General features: G+C 36.4%; 15 protein-coding genes and 3 pseudogenes. 13 read left to right on the top strand and 5 right to left on the bottom strand.

Annotation, left to right across the window (positions count from 1 at the left end):
* Positions 1–230: 230 nt before the first annotated feature.
* Both JI666_RS04015 and JI666_RS04010 read left to right on the top strand, forming a co-directional pair.
* On the top strand, positions 231–686 hold the full coding sequence (locus JI666_RS04015) for a rhomboid family intramembrane serine protease (protein ID WP_206889187.1): 456 nt from the start codon (positions 231–233) through the stop codon (positions 684–686).
* 179 nt (positions 687–865) lie between these two features.
* The gene (locus JI666_RS04010; protein WP_206889186.1) at positions 866–1,342 is read left to right on the top strand and encodes a GNAT family N-acetyltransferase; all 477 of its coding nucleotides are present in this window, start codon (positions 866–868) and stop codon (positions 1,340–1,342) included.
* Between the two features lie 462 nt (positions 1,343–1,804).
* Here JI666_RS04010 and JI666_RS04005 read toward each other — a convergent pair.
* From JI666_RS04005 to JI666_RS03985, 5 genes and pseudogenes are all read right to left on the bottom strand, one after another.
* Positions 1,805–1,948: pseudogene (locus JI666_RS04005) on the bottom strand (IS1595 family transposase); the annotation flags it as partial.
* 205 nt (positions 1,949–2,153) lie between these two features.
* Positions 2,154–4,100 carry an ABC transporter permease gene (locus JI666_RS04000; RefSeq protein ID WP_206889184.1) on the bottom strand — a complete coding sequence of 649 codons (1,947 nt, stop codon included), beginning with the start codon at positions 4,098–4,100 and terminating at the stop codon, positions 2,154–2,156.
* A complete protein-coding gene (locus JI666_RS03995; protein WP_206889181.1) occupies positions 4,090–4,851 on the bottom strand; it encodes an ABC transporter ATP-binding protein in 762 nt (253 codons plus the stop codon). Before JI666_RS03995 ends, JI666_RS04000 begins: the two co-directional genes overlap by 11 nt.
* A 102-nt stretch (positions 4,852–4,953) precedes the next feature.
* On the bottom strand, positions 4,954–5,958 hold the full coding sequence (locus JI666_RS03990; RefSeq protein ID WP_206889177.1) for a sensor histidine kinase: 1,005 nt from the start codon (positions 5,956–5,958) through the stop codon (positions 4,954–4,956).
* Positions 5,955–6,638: a response regulator transcription factor gene (locus tag JI666_RS03985; protein WP_206889174.1), complete on the bottom strand. Its 684-nt coding sequence runs from the start codon at positions 6,636–6,638 to the stop codon at positions 5,955–5,957. Before JI666_RS03985 ends, JI666_RS03990 begins: the two co-directional genes overlap by 4 nt.
* A gap of 716 nt (positions 6,639–7,354) precedes the next feature.
* Here JI666_RS03985 and JI666_RS03980 point away from each other — a divergent pair.
* From JI666_RS03980 to JI666_RS03935, 11 genes and pseudogenes are all read left to right on the top strand, one after another.
* Positions 7,355–8,320, top strand: a complete 966-nt coding sequence (locus JI666_RS03980; protein WP_206889170.1) for a helix-turn-helix transcriptional regulator — start codon at positions 7,355–7,357, stop codon at positions 8,318–8,320.
* A gap of 72 nt (positions 8,321–8,392) precedes the next feature.
* Entirely contained in the window at positions 8,393–9,025 is a 633-nt protein-coding gene (locus JI666_RS03975) for a type 1 glutamine amidotransferase family protein (protein WP_206889169.1), read from the top strand.
* A gap of 491 nt (positions 9,026–9,516) precedes the next feature.
* Positions 9,517–10,173, top strand: a pseudogene (locus JI666_RS03970) (Type 1 glutamine amidotransferase-like domain-containing protein).
* A gap of 177 nt (positions 10,174–10,350) precedes the next feature.
* Entirely contained in the window at positions 10,351–11,052 is a 702-nt protein-coding gene (locus tag JI666_RS03965; protein WP_206889168.1) for a Type 1 glutamine amidotransferase-like domain-containing protein, read from the top strand.
* A gap of 131 nt (positions 11,053–11,183) precedes the next feature.
* Positions 11,184–11,606, top strand: a complete 423-nt coding sequence (locus tag JI666_RS03960; protein ID WP_206889166.1) for a hypothetical protein — start codon at positions 11,184–11,186, stop codon at positions 11,604–11,606.
* 142 nt (positions 11,607–11,748) lie between these two features.
* Complete coding sequence (locus tag JI666_RS21600) at positions 11,749–11,895, top strand: hypothetical protein (RefSeq protein WP_286170581.1); 147 nt, start codon at positions 11,749–11,751, stop codon at positions 11,893–11,895.
* Positions 11,864–12,161, top strand: a pseudogene (locus JI666_RS03955) (protein kinase); the annotation flags it as partial. The gene JI666_RS21600 and the pseudogene JI666_RS03955, both read left to right, overlap by 32 nt.
* Before the next feature lie 108 nt (positions 12,162–12,269).
* On the top strand, positions 12,270–13,166 hold the full coding sequence (locus JI666_RS03950) for a GNAT family N-acetyltransferase (RefSeq protein WP_206889165.1): 897 nt from the start codon (positions 12,270–12,272) through the stop codon (positions 13,164–13,166).
* Positions 13,167–13,529: 363 nt separating this feature from the next.
* Positions 13,530–14,528: a tRNA dihydrouridine synthase gene (locus JI666_RS03945; RefSeq protein WP_206889164.1), complete on the top strand. Its 999-nt coding sequence runs from the start codon at positions 13,530–13,532 to the stop codon at positions 14,526–14,528.
* 751 nt (positions 14,529–15,279) lie between these two features.
* The gene (locus tag JI666_RS03940) at positions 15,280–15,627 is read left to right on the top strand and encodes a VOC family protein (protein WP_206889163.1); all 348 of its coding nucleotides are present in this window, start codon (positions 15,280–15,282) and stop codon (positions 15,625–15,627) included.
* A 77-nt stretch (positions 15,628–15,704) separates the two neighbouring features.
* Positions 15,705–16,784 carry a PQQ-dependent sugar dehydrogenase gene (locus JI666_RS03935; protein WP_206889162.1) on the top strand — a complete coding sequence of 360 codons (1,080 nt, stop codon included), beginning with the start codon at positions 15,705–15,707 and terminating at the stop codon, positions 16,782–16,784.
* Positions 16,785–16,870 lie beyond the last annotated feature (86 nt).

The raw sequence follows: 16,870 nt of genomic DNA, 5'->3' as shown, positions 1-16,870 counted from the left end.
TTCAATTTAAATCTTACTCCAATATCTCGGAGCGATTATCTAACAAGAGTAGTCACCGTAACTGTGGATAGAGGTGAAAAATAAAAAGGCAAAAAGGTAAATAAATATTGTGTATCACTTTTAGAAAGGAAGTCGATAACGTTACCATATTAAATACCCCTCCTGTGACAATTACATTATTTGTTATTTACATAGTTATTTTTTTCATAGAGAGAATGTGGAGCAATAAATTGTCTAAATGGGGTACAGGAAAGAGTTTTGACTATATGAGTAAGGGAGAATGGTATCGACTCATTACTGCTCCATTCTTTCATATGAACATAATTCATCTCATGGGAAACGCTTTTGGCATTTATTTCGTCGGATTAGTGCTAGAAAACCAAATTGGAAGCATTATGTTTCTTCTCATTTATACAATTGGAAATGTAATTGTTTCCTTGTTATTTTCTATATTTTCTTCATTTAATAAAGGAACAGGGGCTTCTCCTGGGATCTTTGCATTGGTAGGTTGTATATTTTACCTATTTATACAAACTCCTGATCTATTCAATTTCCAATTAGGTACTTGGAAAACAAACTATATTATTTTCTATTCAATTTTAGGAAACTTTATAGGTTTGGGCGGAGCTGTTTCCCACGTGGTTGGATTTATGCTGGGAATCTTGATGAGTTTCTTTTTATTCTAGATTTGTATACTAACTAAGAAGGGTACCTTGTCCAATTATCTCGATATCAAGTCTTTTATGTGGAGTCATAGAGTTTTATGCAGGAAACCCAGAAAAGTTCAGATAAATCATTTTCTAAAATGCTTAACATATTTAATAATAACAACTAATAGAAGGTTAATAGGTAGGGGGAGAAAAATATGAATATATCTATTCGAAAAGCCGATCAAAACGATTACGAGTCATTGTTGCCTTTATTTAGGCAAGTTCATGACCTCCACGTTTTTGTAAGACCAGATTTGTACAAAGAGAATTCGATCCCAGTTGAGCAAGAGTTCTTTGAAAGCCAGTTGAGTGATGTGAAACAGCACATATTTGTTGCAACAATAGGTAATGAATTAGTCGGAGTTATAGTGACAAAGGAAGAAGAATCAACTGGAAATTCATTTGTCAAAGCGAGAAGAGTATTAGTTATAAACAGTTTATCTGTAGCTGAAAAATATAGAAAGAAAGGAATAGGAAAAAAACTAACTCAATACACTTTTGATTTTGGGAGAAACCTCAGAGTTGATAGTATTGAATTGGGGGTCTCAGAGAAAAATACTTCTGCAATTGAATTCTATAGATCAATAGGGATGACAACAAAAAGTAGAAAAATGGAGATAATATTAAGTTAAAAGCTCCTTTTCTTAATTAGTCCAGTACTTTTACTTCAGATTCAAGTCTTCCAGAATCTCAGAGCTTATCTATAATAAGATAGGCTTCTTTTTAATTAAATGGTTATGTTTAAGTTTCATGTGATATTTACAAAAAAACAGGAACTTCCATTTTTATGGAAGTTACGCTGGGTATATTTTGTTTGTTAACTAGAGCAATAGGTTAATTAAGTGGGAATATCATTTTCTCTCAATCACTGAAGATATCCTTCATTTCATTTTTTTCTTTTTTTAATCGTTGAAAATGCCTTTCTATTCGTCTTGCTATAAAAGGCAGAAATATAACTATTAACATAAGCAAAAGCATAAAATTCCACCTTTATTTAATTAAGAATTTCCCAGTCAATCTCCCCCTAAACCTTCCGTTCGAGGAAAAAAGAAATGTTAGATATTGAACTTAGTTAATCTAAGTGTATCATAAATTTTTGTTCGAACCTTACCATCAGACCTGAATTGAAGTATATCCATCCCTTTTTCAGTCGCATAAGTTTTAAAGGCACGCCAAGAGTCGGTGCACATGACATTCTTACTGGAAAGCTTATGACCGATAATTTTATCTAATTGCTCAGAGATATCTCGGATCCGAGTCTTACGTAATCTCCGAGCTTTAATGAAATAACAAAATAAAAGAGCTTGGAATGGCAATTGCGCCTCCAAGCTCTATCTTGTGTGATTTAGCATGTAATTTATACTGTAAATTGGTTTGTGAATTTCTAAGCAAATTCACGTTTTGCACCTCTGAAGTAAGCCCGTTGTTTAGCATCACCAGTTTCTATAGCGCTTCTCGAATCACTTTCTTATAGTATACCACTGATAGCCCACCGAAGATGGAGTAGAGGATAGTATAAATACTCATGACTATAAGCATAGGCGTGTAAAACTCAGAGCCGAAGAAGAACCAGCCAGAACGAACGGCGAAGTAGCCGTGCAATAGACCAACGACAAGAGGGATGCCGAAGTTCACAAGCTGCTTGCCTCGAACGCCACGAGAAAGATCTGCTTCGGTGAAACCTAGCTTTCGAAGCACCGTATAATTTGGCCGTTCTTCTTCACTTTCATTCATTTGCTTGAAATATAGGATACAGCCGGACGTAATGAGGAATGTCAGGCCAAGGAAGCCTACAATAAACATGACGAGCCCCATGTTTTCTTTCTGCTGCAGAAAGGCTTCGTACTGTGAGCTTCTACCTTCGTCATCATCAAATGACAGTGACTGAAACAGTTCAGTTGCTTCAGGTAACTTTGAAGAATCCTCAAGGTTATATCCAAAATACGTTAAAGGTTCATCTTGAACATCTTCATCAATATCTTCTTGGATAGAGGCAAAGGTGGTTTGGTCCACTACAACGGTAGGCAGTCCACCATCTGAATAAGAATAAGGCAAGATATACTCATTTTTGAGTCCTAGATAATCTTGATCAACTACTTTTTCTTTACCTTCAATTTGAATGAAACCTTCCTTATCAAAACTGATTACGGAAGCAAGAATCTTGCTGTAACCAGTAAAAATGGCTTCATTAGGAGCAACATTCACTTCATTAAGAGATTCATCGCTAATGATCGGTAAGACCATTTCAGAAGGATCAAAAGCAGCGCCAGATTGTTGTTTGGCAAGGATTTCTTTTGTTATGACATTGGCCTGAAGAACTTCAAGCTCCTTTTGGTAAAAGTCAAAACCATTTTCCTTAAGCGCCATTTCATACTGTTTGGCATTCTTCTCATCGGCTAGTGAAAAATGATCTGGGATGTTCTGTTTAGACGTTTTTTCAGCTGAGTAATACGAAATATAACTTAAGGAAGAAAGTCCGATTGCAAGTGCTGAAACAGTCGTAATGATAGTTAGCAGAAGCGAATTTGATTTCATCCGAAACATGATGGAGGAGAGTGAAAGAACGTCATTAATGTTTAGATAGCCATTTTTTCGTTTTCGGAGCAGGTTGGCTACGAATCGAATCGATCCTTTATAGAGAAGATAAGTCCCAAGAATCACAGCCCCAAGAATGAAGGCCATAACATAGAGCAGTTCATTCATAAGTGAAAAGTCTCCATCGAATAACTTGCTGGAAACATAGTAACCTGCAATGATTAGCCCTATTCCGAGTACGCCCATACTAATTTCAAGTACCGATATGTTTCTGATTCGCCCCTCTGTCTTAGATGTAACACGAAAAAGGGATAAAATGCTTTGTCTTATGATGAAGATCCAGTTCGTTAGCATGATGACTCCAAAGATTACCATGAAGACAATAACTGTTTGCAGTAACGCAGCTGCTGAAAAGTTCAGGCTTGCAACCTCTGTTATTCCAGTTGTCTTAAAAAGGACCATTTGAATCAACTTTGAGAAAGAAAAGCCAACGAATATACCAATTAGCATCGAGCTAATATAAATCATAAGATTTTCAATTGTGAGTACGCGGAAGATATGACCCTTTGTCATGCCGATCAATTGAAAAAGTCCGATTTCTTTCCCTCGACGCTTAATGAAAATGCTGTTGGCATAGATAAGGAACACCGTTACGATCACCACAAGCATAATGGCGGCTGTTCGAATCGCTGCTGCCATCTTCGCTGACGTCTCAACGTTGTCTACGCCAGGATCATACTGGAGAGTGACGAAGGAAAAATAGAGACCGACACTGAAAATAAGAGCAAAAACATAAAGGTAATAGTTCTTCAAATTTTTTCTCATGTTTCTTAGAATCATGTGATTAATGCTCATACTGAACACCACCAAGTACACCTTGTGTTTTCATGATGTCTTTTAAAAACGATTGGCGTGACTCTGTTCCTTTATTCAGCTGAGTATAGATACGGCCGTCTTTAATGAAGATAACACGGCTGCTGTAGCTCGCTGCAACGGGATCATGTGTGACCATAGCAATCGTGGCCTTACGTCTCACATTCAAGTCGCTTAGCTTGTTAAGGAGATCAGAAGCAGATTTTGAATCAAGTGATCCTGTAGGCTCGTCTGCGAATATGATGCTTGGCTTATGTATAAATGCACGTGCAGCTGATGTTCGCTGTTTTTGTCCTCCAGATATTTCGTTTGGGTATTTGTCCTGAATCTCATCTATCCCGAGTTCTTGGGCGAGTGAGTCGAATGCCATGATTGCTTCTTCCTTTGATACTTTTGCAATCGAAAGTGGTAGTAAAATATTTTCTTTTACGGTTAATGTATCGAGCAGATTGTATTCTTGGAAAATGAAGCCGAGGTGCCGTTTTCGAAATTCAGCGAGCTGCTTTTCCTTTTGCTTTGTCATTTCCTGTCCATCAATTTTAATGGATCCGCCACTAACGCGATCGATCGATGATAGTACGTTTAGAAGCGTGGTCTTTCCGGATCCCGACGCACCCATGATGCTGATAAATTCACCTCGTTCAATCGAAACATCGATTCCCATCAAGACATCTTGTTTCATGAATTTATTCCCATAGCTTTTTTGAATTTTACTTGCCTCAAGTACGTTCATAACGTTCCCTCCATTGTGTTGGTGATAGTTTCATTATATAGAGGGTTTTTAGATGTTTCCTGCGATTCACCTAACAATAAAGAGGAGCAAGTGACATTGTTGTCACATGCCCCGTATATGTTCAAAGGCATTTAATTCAGGAAACGTTAATGTAAAGACAGTACCGTTACCCGGCTCAGACTCCACCTCAATCAAAATCATTAGATAGTTAGCCACTTTTTTTGTCAGATAGAGTCCCATACCTGTTGCGACTGCATCAGAATGGTTAGCAGTTGACGTGAAGCCTTTCTCAAAAATCCGTGGCAGATCTCGTTTTTCAATTCCACGACCCCAGTCTTGGATGGTGAGGAAAGGTTGATTTCCATTCATCCCGCTTATGATTCGAATATCATTGTTTTCACTGTATTTAACAGCATTCGTCAGCAGTTGTCTTAGCATAAAAGAAAGCCATTTAGAGTCGCTTAGCATGTTAGTTACGTTCAAATTAAGGTCAAAACCAATTCTTCGCTGCTTGCACCAAGTGCGAAGCGGAGAAATTTCATTGAATAGAATTTCCTGAAGATCAACGAATTCAATGTAGAGGTCATTTTCAATGGCTGGCATACGCTTTTGGTGGAGCTGTTGATCAAGGAGAAAATGAATGCGAAGCCATTCGTATGTAAGATGCTCGTTTAACTCACGATCCTGAACGCGATCAATTAGCAAATGAAGTGCTGTAAGTGGCGTTTTTACTTCATGAATCCAGGAGACGAGGTCGTCCTTTTCAACTTCAAGCTGTTGTCTCATTCGATTGGTTTCTTTTTTAAGCTGTTCCATTTGATCCGTTGTAACGTGCTGAACCACTTCTTCAAAAGGACTTGTGGCATCCGGCATACTCGTAAGATCAAAGTTGTTTTCTCGATCTTCAAGAACTTTATAGAATTCTGTTTCTTTCACATAACGTAGTAAAAGAAACAGTACGAACAGAATCAGGGATAAAAACACAGCATACATGGCAGAGGAAAGAGGGATAGTCGAATCAACAAATGTTATTAAAAGAAAAATAGACTCTGTAAAAAGCACAAATCCGATCCAGCTACGACGTTCTTTCAGGAACCTCCAGATCATAGTTTCTCCAAAGCCATATATCCCTGACCAACTTTTGTTTCAATCGCCCCACCAAGTCCGATTTCAGCAAGCTTTTTCCGAAGGCGGTTTACGTTCACTGTTAGCGTGTTATCGCTAACAAAACGCTGGTCGTCCCAGAGACGATTGATGAGTTCATCACGCGTGACAATTCTATTTTTACGTTCGATTAACATGCTAAGAATGATGATTTCATTCTTAGTAAGCTCAATAGCGCCTACTTCATTCGTAACGCGGTTTCTTTCTTTATCAACTGTTGCTTCTAGCCAAGTTTTAAGCTCACTTTCCTCAGTACTGTAATCATAAACGCGACGTAGAATCGCTTGGATTTTGGCAACTAATACGTCGAAATGAAATGGCTTTTGAACAAAATCATCTGCTCCAAGATTCATCGACATCACCATGTCTGTCGGATGGTCTCGGGAGGAAAGAAAGACGATCGGTACATTCGAATGATCACGGATCATTCTACACCAGTGGAAACCATCAAACATCGGAAGTTGAATATCAATAATTGTAAGATCAGGATTTACCTGGGCAAATCCTTGCATTACTTGACTAAAATCATTAATGCCATAGACTTCGTATGACCATTGCTTAAGTCGCTCCTTAATTTCTTGAAAGAGTGACGTATCATCTTCAATTAATAATATTTTATACAATAATTGTCACCACGCTTCATTTCATATACTATGAAAATTATAGCAAAACTTGGCAATGCGAGATAGCAGATTCTATAGTTAATCTAATCTTTTTCTGTTTTTCGAAAATACCAGTTAATCGAGGATAGTTGATCTTCTGATATACTCTAGCAAATATGTGTTATCTGCTTGTTATAAGTAGTTCTGATAATGTAGAGAAAAAAATAACAATTAAAAAAACCTATCATTTACTCACTAATTGGGCATTAAAAAACACTTGGTTGAATAAGTGTTCTCGTTTAAAAAATTTGTCATTTTTGACTTATTTAAAAGTTGTTCTAAATGGTTATCCATAAGGAGAAGTGAACTTTGTTTCACCGTACTTACAAACAGTTTGAATCGGCAATTATGGAAATGTTGGAAATGTTGAAAGATTGTTTTTAACAAAAGAAGTGTTCAATGATTCGTATGCAAATGAAGGTAAAGTCTTTCAATTCCTCAAGCATCTTAAGTAGGTTATCCCTTTTTAATGACTTATCAAATACGGGGGATTCGTCAGGAGTATAGGCTTAGCGTTGAAAATCCGCATTTTTCCGACGGTTCCCCTAACTAATGTAGATAATGATCCTGCAAGGGCCACGTTATATAGAAAGTTATCGCAAAGGAACAGTTGATGAGTTAAACCAGAAATCGGAAATATATATAAGAAAATAAATTTCATATAGAGGTGGAAATATATGCCTAAAATTGACAATATGTTAGCGATTCTTTGGATGCTTCGTTCAGGGGAAAAAATTACTGCAAAACAAATTTCAGAAAAGTTAGAGATGAATATAAGGACTGTGTATCGTTATATTGATACAATTTCAACAAGTGGCGTACCTATCATTTCAGAACCAGGACATAACGGTGGATACTCTTTATTAAACAATTTTATTGAGGCTCCTCTTTTTTTTGATTATGAGGAGCAAACTTCACTATTTCACGCTGCTGTTTTTGCAGAAGAAGCCGGATATTATGGAGGTGAAGCACTAAGTAGAGCCATTTCCAAACTAAGTAAATACTCAAATAAAGAGCAGGAAACAAAGATAAACCAACATTTAACTAGTCTTGAAGTAATAAGTCGATTAAGTTCACTCTCTATAGAACCTTTTTTGAAAGAGTTGGAGCAGGCCGTAGCTGACGGGTACTCAGTAAAAGTTCTTTACCATAAAAGTGGTGAAAAGCAATCAAATGATAGATTGGTCGATCCGTACAGAATTATCTATTGGAATAATAAGTGGTATGTGATTGGGTTTTGTCATCTTAGGAATGATATTCGTAGTTTTAGAGTAGATCGAATTGAAAGTCTGATGCTAACCGAATATAAGTTTATCCGGCCAGAAAATTTTTCAGCACGTGACTTGTTTATAAAAAGTCTTCTTCCAACTATAGAAGATAAGGAAGGGATTATTTCTTTGGTTATTAATGGTGATAAAAGTGTTTTGGCTGATATTTGCCAACATTGGTTTTTAGGACATTATTTACAAGAACGGACTTCAAATCAAGCAGTCTTTCTTCTTGAAAAAGATACGATACATACATATGTACCTTATTTACTTTTACCGTACAATAAATCTATTAAGGTTATTGAGCCAATAAGTCTTAAGGAAAAACTTATTGAAGTTCTGTTGGAATTAATAGAATTTCATCAAGTAAGATAACTTCCCTGACGTTAACTGTCAGGGAAGTTATCTTATAATTGCTATATAAATAGCGATTGGGAGTGTTATTGGATGCAAACAAAAAAGGTTTTACTATATGTATTTAATACAATGTCGGACTGGGAATATGGATATTTAGTTGCTGAACTAAACTCAGGAAGATATTTCAAAAAAGATTTAGCACCTTTAAAAGTTATTACAGTAGGAGCTAATAAAGAAATGATTACTACTATGGGAGGACTGAACATAAAACCAGATATTTCCCTTGATGAATGTATACTTGAGAGTAAAGATCTTTTAATTTTACCAGGAGGAACTACATGGAATGAAGAAATTCATCAACCTATGTTGGAAAGAGTTGGACAAGCTTTAAAGCTCGGCACTATTGTTGCTGCAATTTGTGGTGCAACTGAGGGCCTCGCGAATATGGGATACTTAGATACTAGAAAGCATACAAGTAATAACTTAGAATATACTAAAATGGTATGTCCTAACTATAAAGGAGAAAAGTTTTATGAGTTGGAATTTGCGGTATCTGATGCGAACTTAGTTACTGCATCAGGAATAGCTCCTTTGGAATTTGCGATGGAAGTACTGAAAAAATTAGATGTATTTGCACCAGCTACATTACATTCATGGTATAACCTAAATAAGACTCATAAACCTGAATACTTCTTCCAGTTAATGAATTCAATAAATAGCTGAGCTACAAAATCAACTTAGCAGTTTTATATTAGTTCAAATAAAAATAATGAATTAACTGAAAAGCTCACTTTCTCTATTTTGCTTGCAGAGAAGTTGGGCTTTTTAATGGGAATTTCCTTATCGTTCGTTTTAAATCCGCATTTACCTGACGCTCCTCCAGTAATAACCCTTACGTTTTTTTAAGGCAATTCCTTATAGTTCCGTTATGGAACGGCGTGTTTGTTTAATTAGCGTCTCATTTCTTGTTCAACTAAATAGGAGCTTATCTGAAAATGAGATAGGCTCCTTTTAATGTGAAATAAAAGATTGAGTAGTTCTCAGTAATTTGAAATAATTGGTATTAAAGATATAGAAAAGTAATTGAAGTGCGTTGTTTAACTTGTGTTCAATAATCTGGACTTTATTTGAGATTATATTGTTAGTGATTAGAAAACAGAATGAGCGATGCAAGAAATAAATGTTTGTTTTTACACTTGACTACGGGGGTACTTATGAAAATTCACTATTATTTAGGTTGGTTTAACAATTTCTTTCCAGATACTCTGGGCAGGTTGTTACAGGAGGATATAATTGATAGAAATTCGATTGCTATGATTAGTTCGAATCCATCTATTTATGAGGATGATGGCGCTACTGAACGCTCCTGGCTTGACCAAGCTGGCATTATGTTTGATGAATATCATTTAATTAATTATCGATTACAGAAGCAAGAAGCCCAAACGAAAATTCAAAATGCTTCAGTTATTTTTTTGTTGGGTGGAAATATTTTGGAACAAAATCGTTTTTGATGGAATATGAATTATTAGCTTCTATAAAAGAAAGCAGAGCAGTTGTGATGGGAGCAAGCGCTGGTGCAATCAACATGTCCGCTAAATGGTTATGCTCGAAAACCTTTGGATATGAAGTTGAAAAGAGCTCTGTTTACAACGGAATCGGTCTTGACAATTTTTCTGTCCTGTCTCATTTTGATCTTGAAAATAATATTGCACTGGTTCAGAGCGAACTTTCTCTCCTTTCAGAAGAAATAAATATTTATGCATCGAACAAAGATTGTGCTGTACGTGTAAAGGGAGACAAAATCGATGTTCTTTGCACTGTTTTTTTTAATTTCCCACTCAAAGATTCGGAAATTGGATGAGACGCTCTAATTGTAGTGGTTATTTTAATAGGATCGTCACCAAAGCATATATGTACAGATAGAGGTCTATTGCAATCGGGCACGAGTGTTGAATGTGAGAGCGCTAATCTAGAAAGGATTACGCTCCTTTTTGTTTAAGTTAATGACAGAGGATTGTTGAAATAGACATAAGAGAGGATGTAGACAGTTGAAACAAGTGATTGCTTTAGGAGGCGGAGGATTCTCTATGGAGCCAGAAAATCCTTTGTTAGATACGTATGTACTTAATCAATCAAGAAAAGTAAAGCCTAAGATTTGCTTCATCCCTACTGCAAGTGGAGATTCAGATAATTACATATCAAGGTTCTATAACTTCTTTGAAAAGCAAAATTGTACCCCATCCCATCTATCATTATTTAAACCACCAACCAGAGACTTGGAGAGGTTTATACTAGATAAAGATATAATGTATGTTGGTGGTGGAAATACCAGAAATTTACTAGTCTTGTGGAAAGAATGGGGATTAGATACTATTTTAAAAAAGGCTTGGGAACAAGAGGTTGTATTAGCTGGTATAAGTGCAGGCTCCATTTGCTGGTTCGAAGAAGGTGTCACCGATTCATTTGGTGGTGAACTAGAACCACTAGAGTGTTTAGGTTTCCTAAAAGGTAGTAATTGCCCTCATTATGATGGGGAAACAATTAGAAGACGTTCCTATAGGGAACTTGTTTCTGAAGGGAAAATAAAGTCGGGTATTGCCACAGATGATGGTGTTGCCCTGCATTATGTAAACAATGACCTAAGTAAAATCGTTAGTTCAAGACCCAATGCAAGGGCTTATAAAGTTTATTACGAAAATAGAGTAAATGAGATTGAAATGGAGACAAAATTTCTAGGGGATTGGTATTAGAAGAGGAATAGAAACATAATTTATCAAGTTAGGAGTGATTCTGAATATCTATTAATAACTACTTTGTAAAAGCCTTGTTTGAGGAAGCGATAACTGGGGGACAAGACATATAAAATAAGGAGTTAATTATTATGCTTTTTAGCAAACTTAAAACAACAATGGTAACTTCCATCCTGACTTGGTTGTTTTCTATCGTATTAATAACTTTAGGGGGTATTATTTATAAGTTGAGTGGGGGAGACGGTAAAATATCTGTTGCGATCGGTGGATCATTTTTAATGATTATATATCTAATCCCAGCTATTTTAATTGGTGGGATTCCGATTTCGGTGACAGCTGATCAACTTACAGCCGAAAGTAATCATCGTAAGTTGCACTCATATATCGTACATAATGGGCTCGGAATACTGCTTTTCTTGCTTGTTTTTTCTAATTCAATTTCAATAAATCCCCTCGTTTATCTTTTAAGTACCAGTCCGTGGTTGTTAATCGTGATCATTTCTGCCTCGTTATTTTGGAAGATTGATGAAGTGGCGAAACTACGAATTTCATGATGGTAAAAGAGATATAAATTAATCTGAATTAATAATTCATCTTCTTGCATCGAAAGCACTTGCTGAATAAAGAAGTTGATTGAACTAAATTGAAGTCTTGTTTGTTTTTATAATTTGAGGAGAAAATTTCTGGGGGGATATAATGAAGTTTCGTTGGCACTACCTTCTCTATATAACTGGATTTATTGTGTTATTAATTCTCTTAGGAGAGCTGAATGATTATTTTGATAGCAAGCAGCGTGCAACCTTCAAAGATTCAAGATTGCGAGAAACATTTTTATATTTATGATTTAGCGGGTTCTAATCTATAGTGCGATCGAGTATTCGTTCGTCGGTAGAGGTAACATCGTAGAATATGAGGGGTACCAAGAGGAAAATGATCTTTCAGCAGAAATGCTTGAAAAACTGCCCTTATTTATAAAGCTTAAAGAAATCTTTGAATACAGCTTAATGCACATGTACTGGGATAAAGAGAAGCTAACGGAAGAACAGATGCGAATTATGAATCATTTTAGGATGAGGATTGAAGGAAATCATTCTATGATTGAGTGTTAACCGAAAAGATTCATTGAACTACAATGAAACGTATGGGATGCAACAATTGATCAAAGAGGAACGAACGACGTAAGGAAAATAAAAAGTAACGGGAGAAATTAATATAGAATGAAAACAATTATAAATCCATCTATAAAACTAAAATCTTCATTAGAACGAGAAGATTACGAAGATATACTTACATTAAGAGAATGCTGCTTTGAAAAAGAAGATGTAATCCTAAAACTAGAACTAGATTACAAATTAAATAAATCCTCTAACGAGAGTATAGGTCAGGATAAGAACAACGAGTTTATGTTTTATGATGGTGATAATCTAATAGGTTATATAGGCATCTGTCAATTTGGTTCAGAAACGTTAGAAGTAAATGGGATGGTTCATCCTGATTTCAGGAAAATGGGAGTCTTCAAACGTTTGTTTTCATTAGTAAGAGATGAGTGGAATAATAGGGAAGCGCAACATATGCTTTTGTTATGTGATCACACTTCTAAACCTGGAATTGATTTTATTAAGAGTACAGGAGCTCACTATGAAAACTCAGAATATGAGATGGTTATGATAGGTGAAGCAAGTGGAGCCTCCTCAATGAAAAACCTAAAATTTAGAAAGGCTCTTAATCAAGATGCAAAAGAAATAGCAAGACAAAATGCTATCTACTTTCAAATGAATTCGTTAGAAGAAGATTTAGCACTTCCTGAGGAAGAAGCAAGCAATGGAATGCATACATTTCTGGCTGAACTAAACCAATCGGTTATAGGTAAAGTACATTTGGAAGTTCATAATGGTTTAGGTGGCATTTATGGATTAGGAGTTCTCCCAGAATATCGAGGAAAAGGTTTTGGCAAAGGTATACTGATGAAAGCTGTAGAGAAATTAAAAGAAAGACAAGTACAACAAATTATGCTACAAGTTGCAGTAAAGAACAAGAATGCTTTAGGTCTTTACCAATCCTGTGGTTTCAAAGTGACTTCTACAATTGATTATTTCAAACTAACAAAGAAATAACTTAATTACTTAAATACAATAATAAACTATGATAGAAAAAATTAGTGATAGTTCCTAGCCCTTAATAAGAGGGCTATTTTGATATAGTTTTTTAAGATTACGACCATTTTTAGTAATTGTTCGATGGAAAATAGGGTGTAAAAAGTTAACCAAACAGTGCGTCCAAGCAATTTAGGAGAGCCTTTCCAGTAATTTCAAGAATATTTGTCCATACACAATGACTCGTTCCCTTGCACTTTTCCTTAAATCATCTTAAAGTATATAATGGTTACAATCCAACATAATTGGTAATGGATAAAACAAAGAATTTTACTTTATAATTTAGGGATCATGTGTCTCTTATGGAAAGGGTTCAGATATACTATGAAAGATAATTTTTGGCATGAGCTACCGCGACCATTTTTTGTTCTGGCACCGATGGAAGCCGTCACAGATGTCGTTTTTCGGCATGTCGTGAGTGAAGCAGCGAGACCTGACGTGTTCTTTACAGAGTTTACCAATACAGAAAGCTTTTGTCATCCTAATGGAAAAGAAAGTGTAAAGGGACGTCTGACGTTCACAGAAGATGAACAGCCGATCGTTGCCCATATTTGGGGAGATAAGCCCGAATACTTCAGGCAAATGAGTATAGGAATGGCAGAAATGGGCTACCGTGGAGTGGATATCAACATGGGCTGTCCAGTGCATAATGTCGCAGCGAAAGGGAAAGGATGCGGGCTCATTCGTCGTCCTGATGTTGCAGCAGAAATCATTCAGGCGGCTAAAGCAGGAGGACTGCCTGTAAGTGTGAAGACCCGTCTTGGTTATACGGAAGTAGAAGAATGGCGCCACTGGTTGAAGCACCTTTTGGAACAGGATATTGTCAACCTTTCCATCCATTTACGTACAAAGAAAGAAATGAGCGAAGTTGATGCTCACTGGGAACTAATTCCTGAGATCAAGAAACTTCGTGATGAAGTTGCCCCTGAGACGCTTCTGACGATTAACGGTGATATTCCTGATCGACAAAAGGGACTTGAACTCGTTGAAAAATATGGCGTAGACGGTGTGATGATTGGAAGGGGGATTTTTCATAATCCATTCGCTTTCGAAACAGAGAAGAAAGAGCATACCAGTGAGGAACTGCTTGATCTACTTCGACTTCAGCTCGATTTACATGATAAGTATTCCAGGGAACTGAAGCCTCGGTCCTTCAAACCGCTTCGTCGCTTTTTTAAGATATATGTCCGCGAATTTAGGGGAGCAGGTGAGTTGCGAAATCAGTTAATGAAGACAGAATCCACTGATGAAGTGCGTGCTCTGCTTGAGGAGTATATAGGGAAAGATGAATTGAAAAAGGAAGAAAGTATTGTTTCTAAATAAAGCCCATTTTGCTTAAACCCTAGAATTACGGGGACGGTTCTTTTGATGAACTGCAGAAAGTGGAGATGTGCTAATTTCAAATCCTATATGATTTTCAAAGAAAACCAGTTAGTCTAATTATTATCTTAATTAGCCTAACTGGTTTTTCTATATAGGCACTTGTTCGCTTAATTGCCATTTGAAACAAAAATAAAATGAAACCTTAAAGAATGAGTTACGTAAGTTCGAAAGTGGGTTAGGAAACAGATAAAAAAATAAAAAGATCAATTACTTTTTTGCTTCATAAGGATAGGAGGGTATATATCAATAATGTCTACAATTATGTACTATACTCTTTAGCAGATTTGGAACTTGGTTGTGTGAGAGCAGAGCTTCATTCGGGCCAATATTCTTAAAAAAAGCTAGAAAGTTTCCATAAAGAGCGTGGGAGCTACAATAGCACTATACTTAACTAAGGGAGGTATGAAAATCAGAGTTAACTGTCGATGAATACTTTACTGCAGACGTTAGATAATTAGTATAAATTGGGGTTAATGCTTTCCTACAAATAAATCTATAAATAAATAGAAGATTCAATCAAGGAAAGGGTTAAGTTGTGGTTTATTGTATATATCTGAAAATCTGGATAACCTATTGGACATTAATCTATCCATATAAAAAATGTATAGGTTGGACAGAAGGAAATATACGTCATCTGTAGAAGGATTAAACTGTCGAATATTTGTATATGAAACGATTGGAGGCGAAGTGCATGAAGCCAATTCTCAATGAAATAGGAACGGTATTTATACCGGTTCGAAACATTGATGAAGCAAAAAAATGGTACTGTGATTTATTAGGTGTTCCAGCTACTGGGGATGTTATTGCGGGTCATCTGTACGTTATGCCAATGAATGGAACAGGAATCGTGCTCGACAGCAAGATATATTCAGAAGAGAACATTTATAAATGGCCCGCATTCCATCTGAATACGAGAGATATAAATGCGGCTTATTCATTTATGAAAGAAAAAGGTATAGAACTAACAACAGAGATTGAGAATGGTCACTGGTTTAATTTTAAAGACTTGGACGGTAACCTTCTCATGGTTTGTCAGTAATAGGGAGAATGCAGCTGTTCATCAACAGCTGTCTTTTCTTTTATGGAGATTGTATGTGCTAGGGTCACAATCGATACATGCTATTAAGAAAGGGGTGGGTTCGTTATCTTAGAACGTTCAGGAGTTTTACTCGCGTTAGTATAGCAACAGGATGCGTCGTTAATGAAACTAATCAGGAAACAGAAGGTGAAGAGCAACAAGAAACAGCGATAGAAGTGGTTATTGAAAACCTCGACATTCCGTGGGAGATAACGAAGAATGAAGAAGCATTCTACCTTACAGAACGAGCTGGAACGATCGTAAAGTATGAAAACGGCGAAGTACAGAGGCATCCCGTTCAACTAAGCGTACCAATCCATCATGAGGGAGAGGGAGGTCTACTCGGGTTACAGCTTTCGCCCGATTTTATAACCTCCAAATCTGCATTTATTTATCACACTTATCAAGAGAATGGGAATACATTTAATCGGGTCGTAAAAGTTGTACTTAAAGATGGGGAGTGGAGAGAGGACCAAGAACTTCTTGAGAACATACCAGGTTCTTTATACCACAATGGTGGACGTGTAAGAATTGGTCCAGATGAAATGCTCTATATTACAACAGGTGATGCAGGTAGTCCTGAGCTAGCTCAAGATGTGAAAAGCACTGCAGGTAAAATTCTTCGTATGACTTTATCAGGCCAAATTCCAACCGATAATCCTTTTAAAGGTTCACTCGTTTATTCTTACGGACACCGAAATCCCCAGGGCTTAGCGTGGGATGAAAAAGGTCAACTCTATAACTCAGAACATGGTCAATCGGCACATGATGAAATCAACAAAATCGAAGCTGGTAAAAATTATGGATGGCCTGTTATTGAAGGAGATAAGAAGGAAAAAGGGATGGAAACGCCTCTCTATCATTCTGGAAATGACACATGGGCACCTTCAGGAATTGTTGTGAAAGATAACAAACTATATATGGCAGGTCTTAGAGGAGAAGAAATAAGAGCCTTTAATTTAAGCGGTAATAAATCAGAAGTGATTGTAGACAAAATCGGTCGGATACGCTCCCTTTTTCAAGAAAATAATACGATTTATGCGATAACAAACAATAAAGATGGAAGGGGGAAGGCGATTAAGGAAGATGATCGAATGGTAAAAACTGAAATTGATTAATCGCAGGATTAAATTTTTATATTGAAATTGAGTTAATTTGTTATAAATGAAATAATTGGAATTATATAACTTTAATAGAAAATATA

Source organism: Bacillus sp. NTK071 (assembly GCF_017303315.1).
Classification (GTDB): Bacteria; Bacillota; Bacilli; order Bacillales; family Guptibacillaceae; genus Guptibacillus.
Note: the sequence above shows the minus strand (reverse complement) of the source record. Positions and strands in the feature narration are given on the sequence as shown.

Excerpts from the sequence above, each read along its gene's own strand:
- JI666_RS03980 (WP_206889170.1), top strand. The coding sequence starts at position 7,355 with ATGCCTAAAATTGACAATATGTTAGCGATTCTTTGGATGCTTCGTTCA.
- JI666_RS03990 (WP_206889177.1), bottom strand. The coding sequence starts at position 5,958 with ATGATCTGGAGGTTCCTGAAAGAACGTCGTAGCTGGATCGGATTTGTG.
- JI666_RS03950 (WP_206889165.1), top strand. The coding sequence starts at position 12,270 with ATGAAAACAATTATAAATCCATCTATAAAACTAAAATCTTCATTAGAA.
- JI666_RS03995 (WP_206889181.1), bottom strand. The coding sequence starts at position 4,851 with ATGAACGTACTTGAGGCAAGTAAAATTCAAAAAAGCTATGGGAATAAA.
- JI666_RS03960 (WP_206889166.1), top strand. The coding sequence starts at position 11,184 with ATGCTTTTTAGCAAACTTAAAACAACAATGGTAACTTCCATCCTGACT.
- JI666_RS03935 (WP_206889162.1), top strand. The coding sequence starts at position 15,705 with ATGCTATTAAGAAAGGGGTGGGTTCGTTATCTTAGAACGTTCAGGAGT.
- JI666_RS03940 (WP_206889163.1), top strand. The coding sequence starts at position 15,280 with ATGAAGCCAATTCTCAATGAAATAGGAACGGTATTTATACCGGTTCGA.
- JI666_RS04000 (WP_206889184.1), bottom strand. The coding sequence starts at position 4,100 with ATGAGCATTAATCACATGATTCTAAGAAACATGAGAAAAAATTTGAAG.
- JI666_RS03945 (WP_206889164.1), top strand. The coding sequence starts at position 13,530 with ATGAAAGATAATTTTTGGCATGAGCTACCGCGACCATTTTTTGTTCTG.
- JI666_RS04010 (WP_206889186.1), top strand. The coding sequence starts at position 866 with ATGAATATATCTATTCGAAAAGCCGATCAAAACGATTACGAGTCATTG.
- JI666_RS21600 (WP_286170581.1), top strand. The coding sequence starts at position 11,749 with ATGAAGTTTCGTTGGCACTACCTTCTCTATATAACTGGATTTATTGTG.
- JI666_RS03975 (WP_206889169.1), top strand. The coding sequence starts at position 8,393 with ATGCAAACAAAAAAGGTTTTACTATATGTATTTAATACAATGTCGGAC.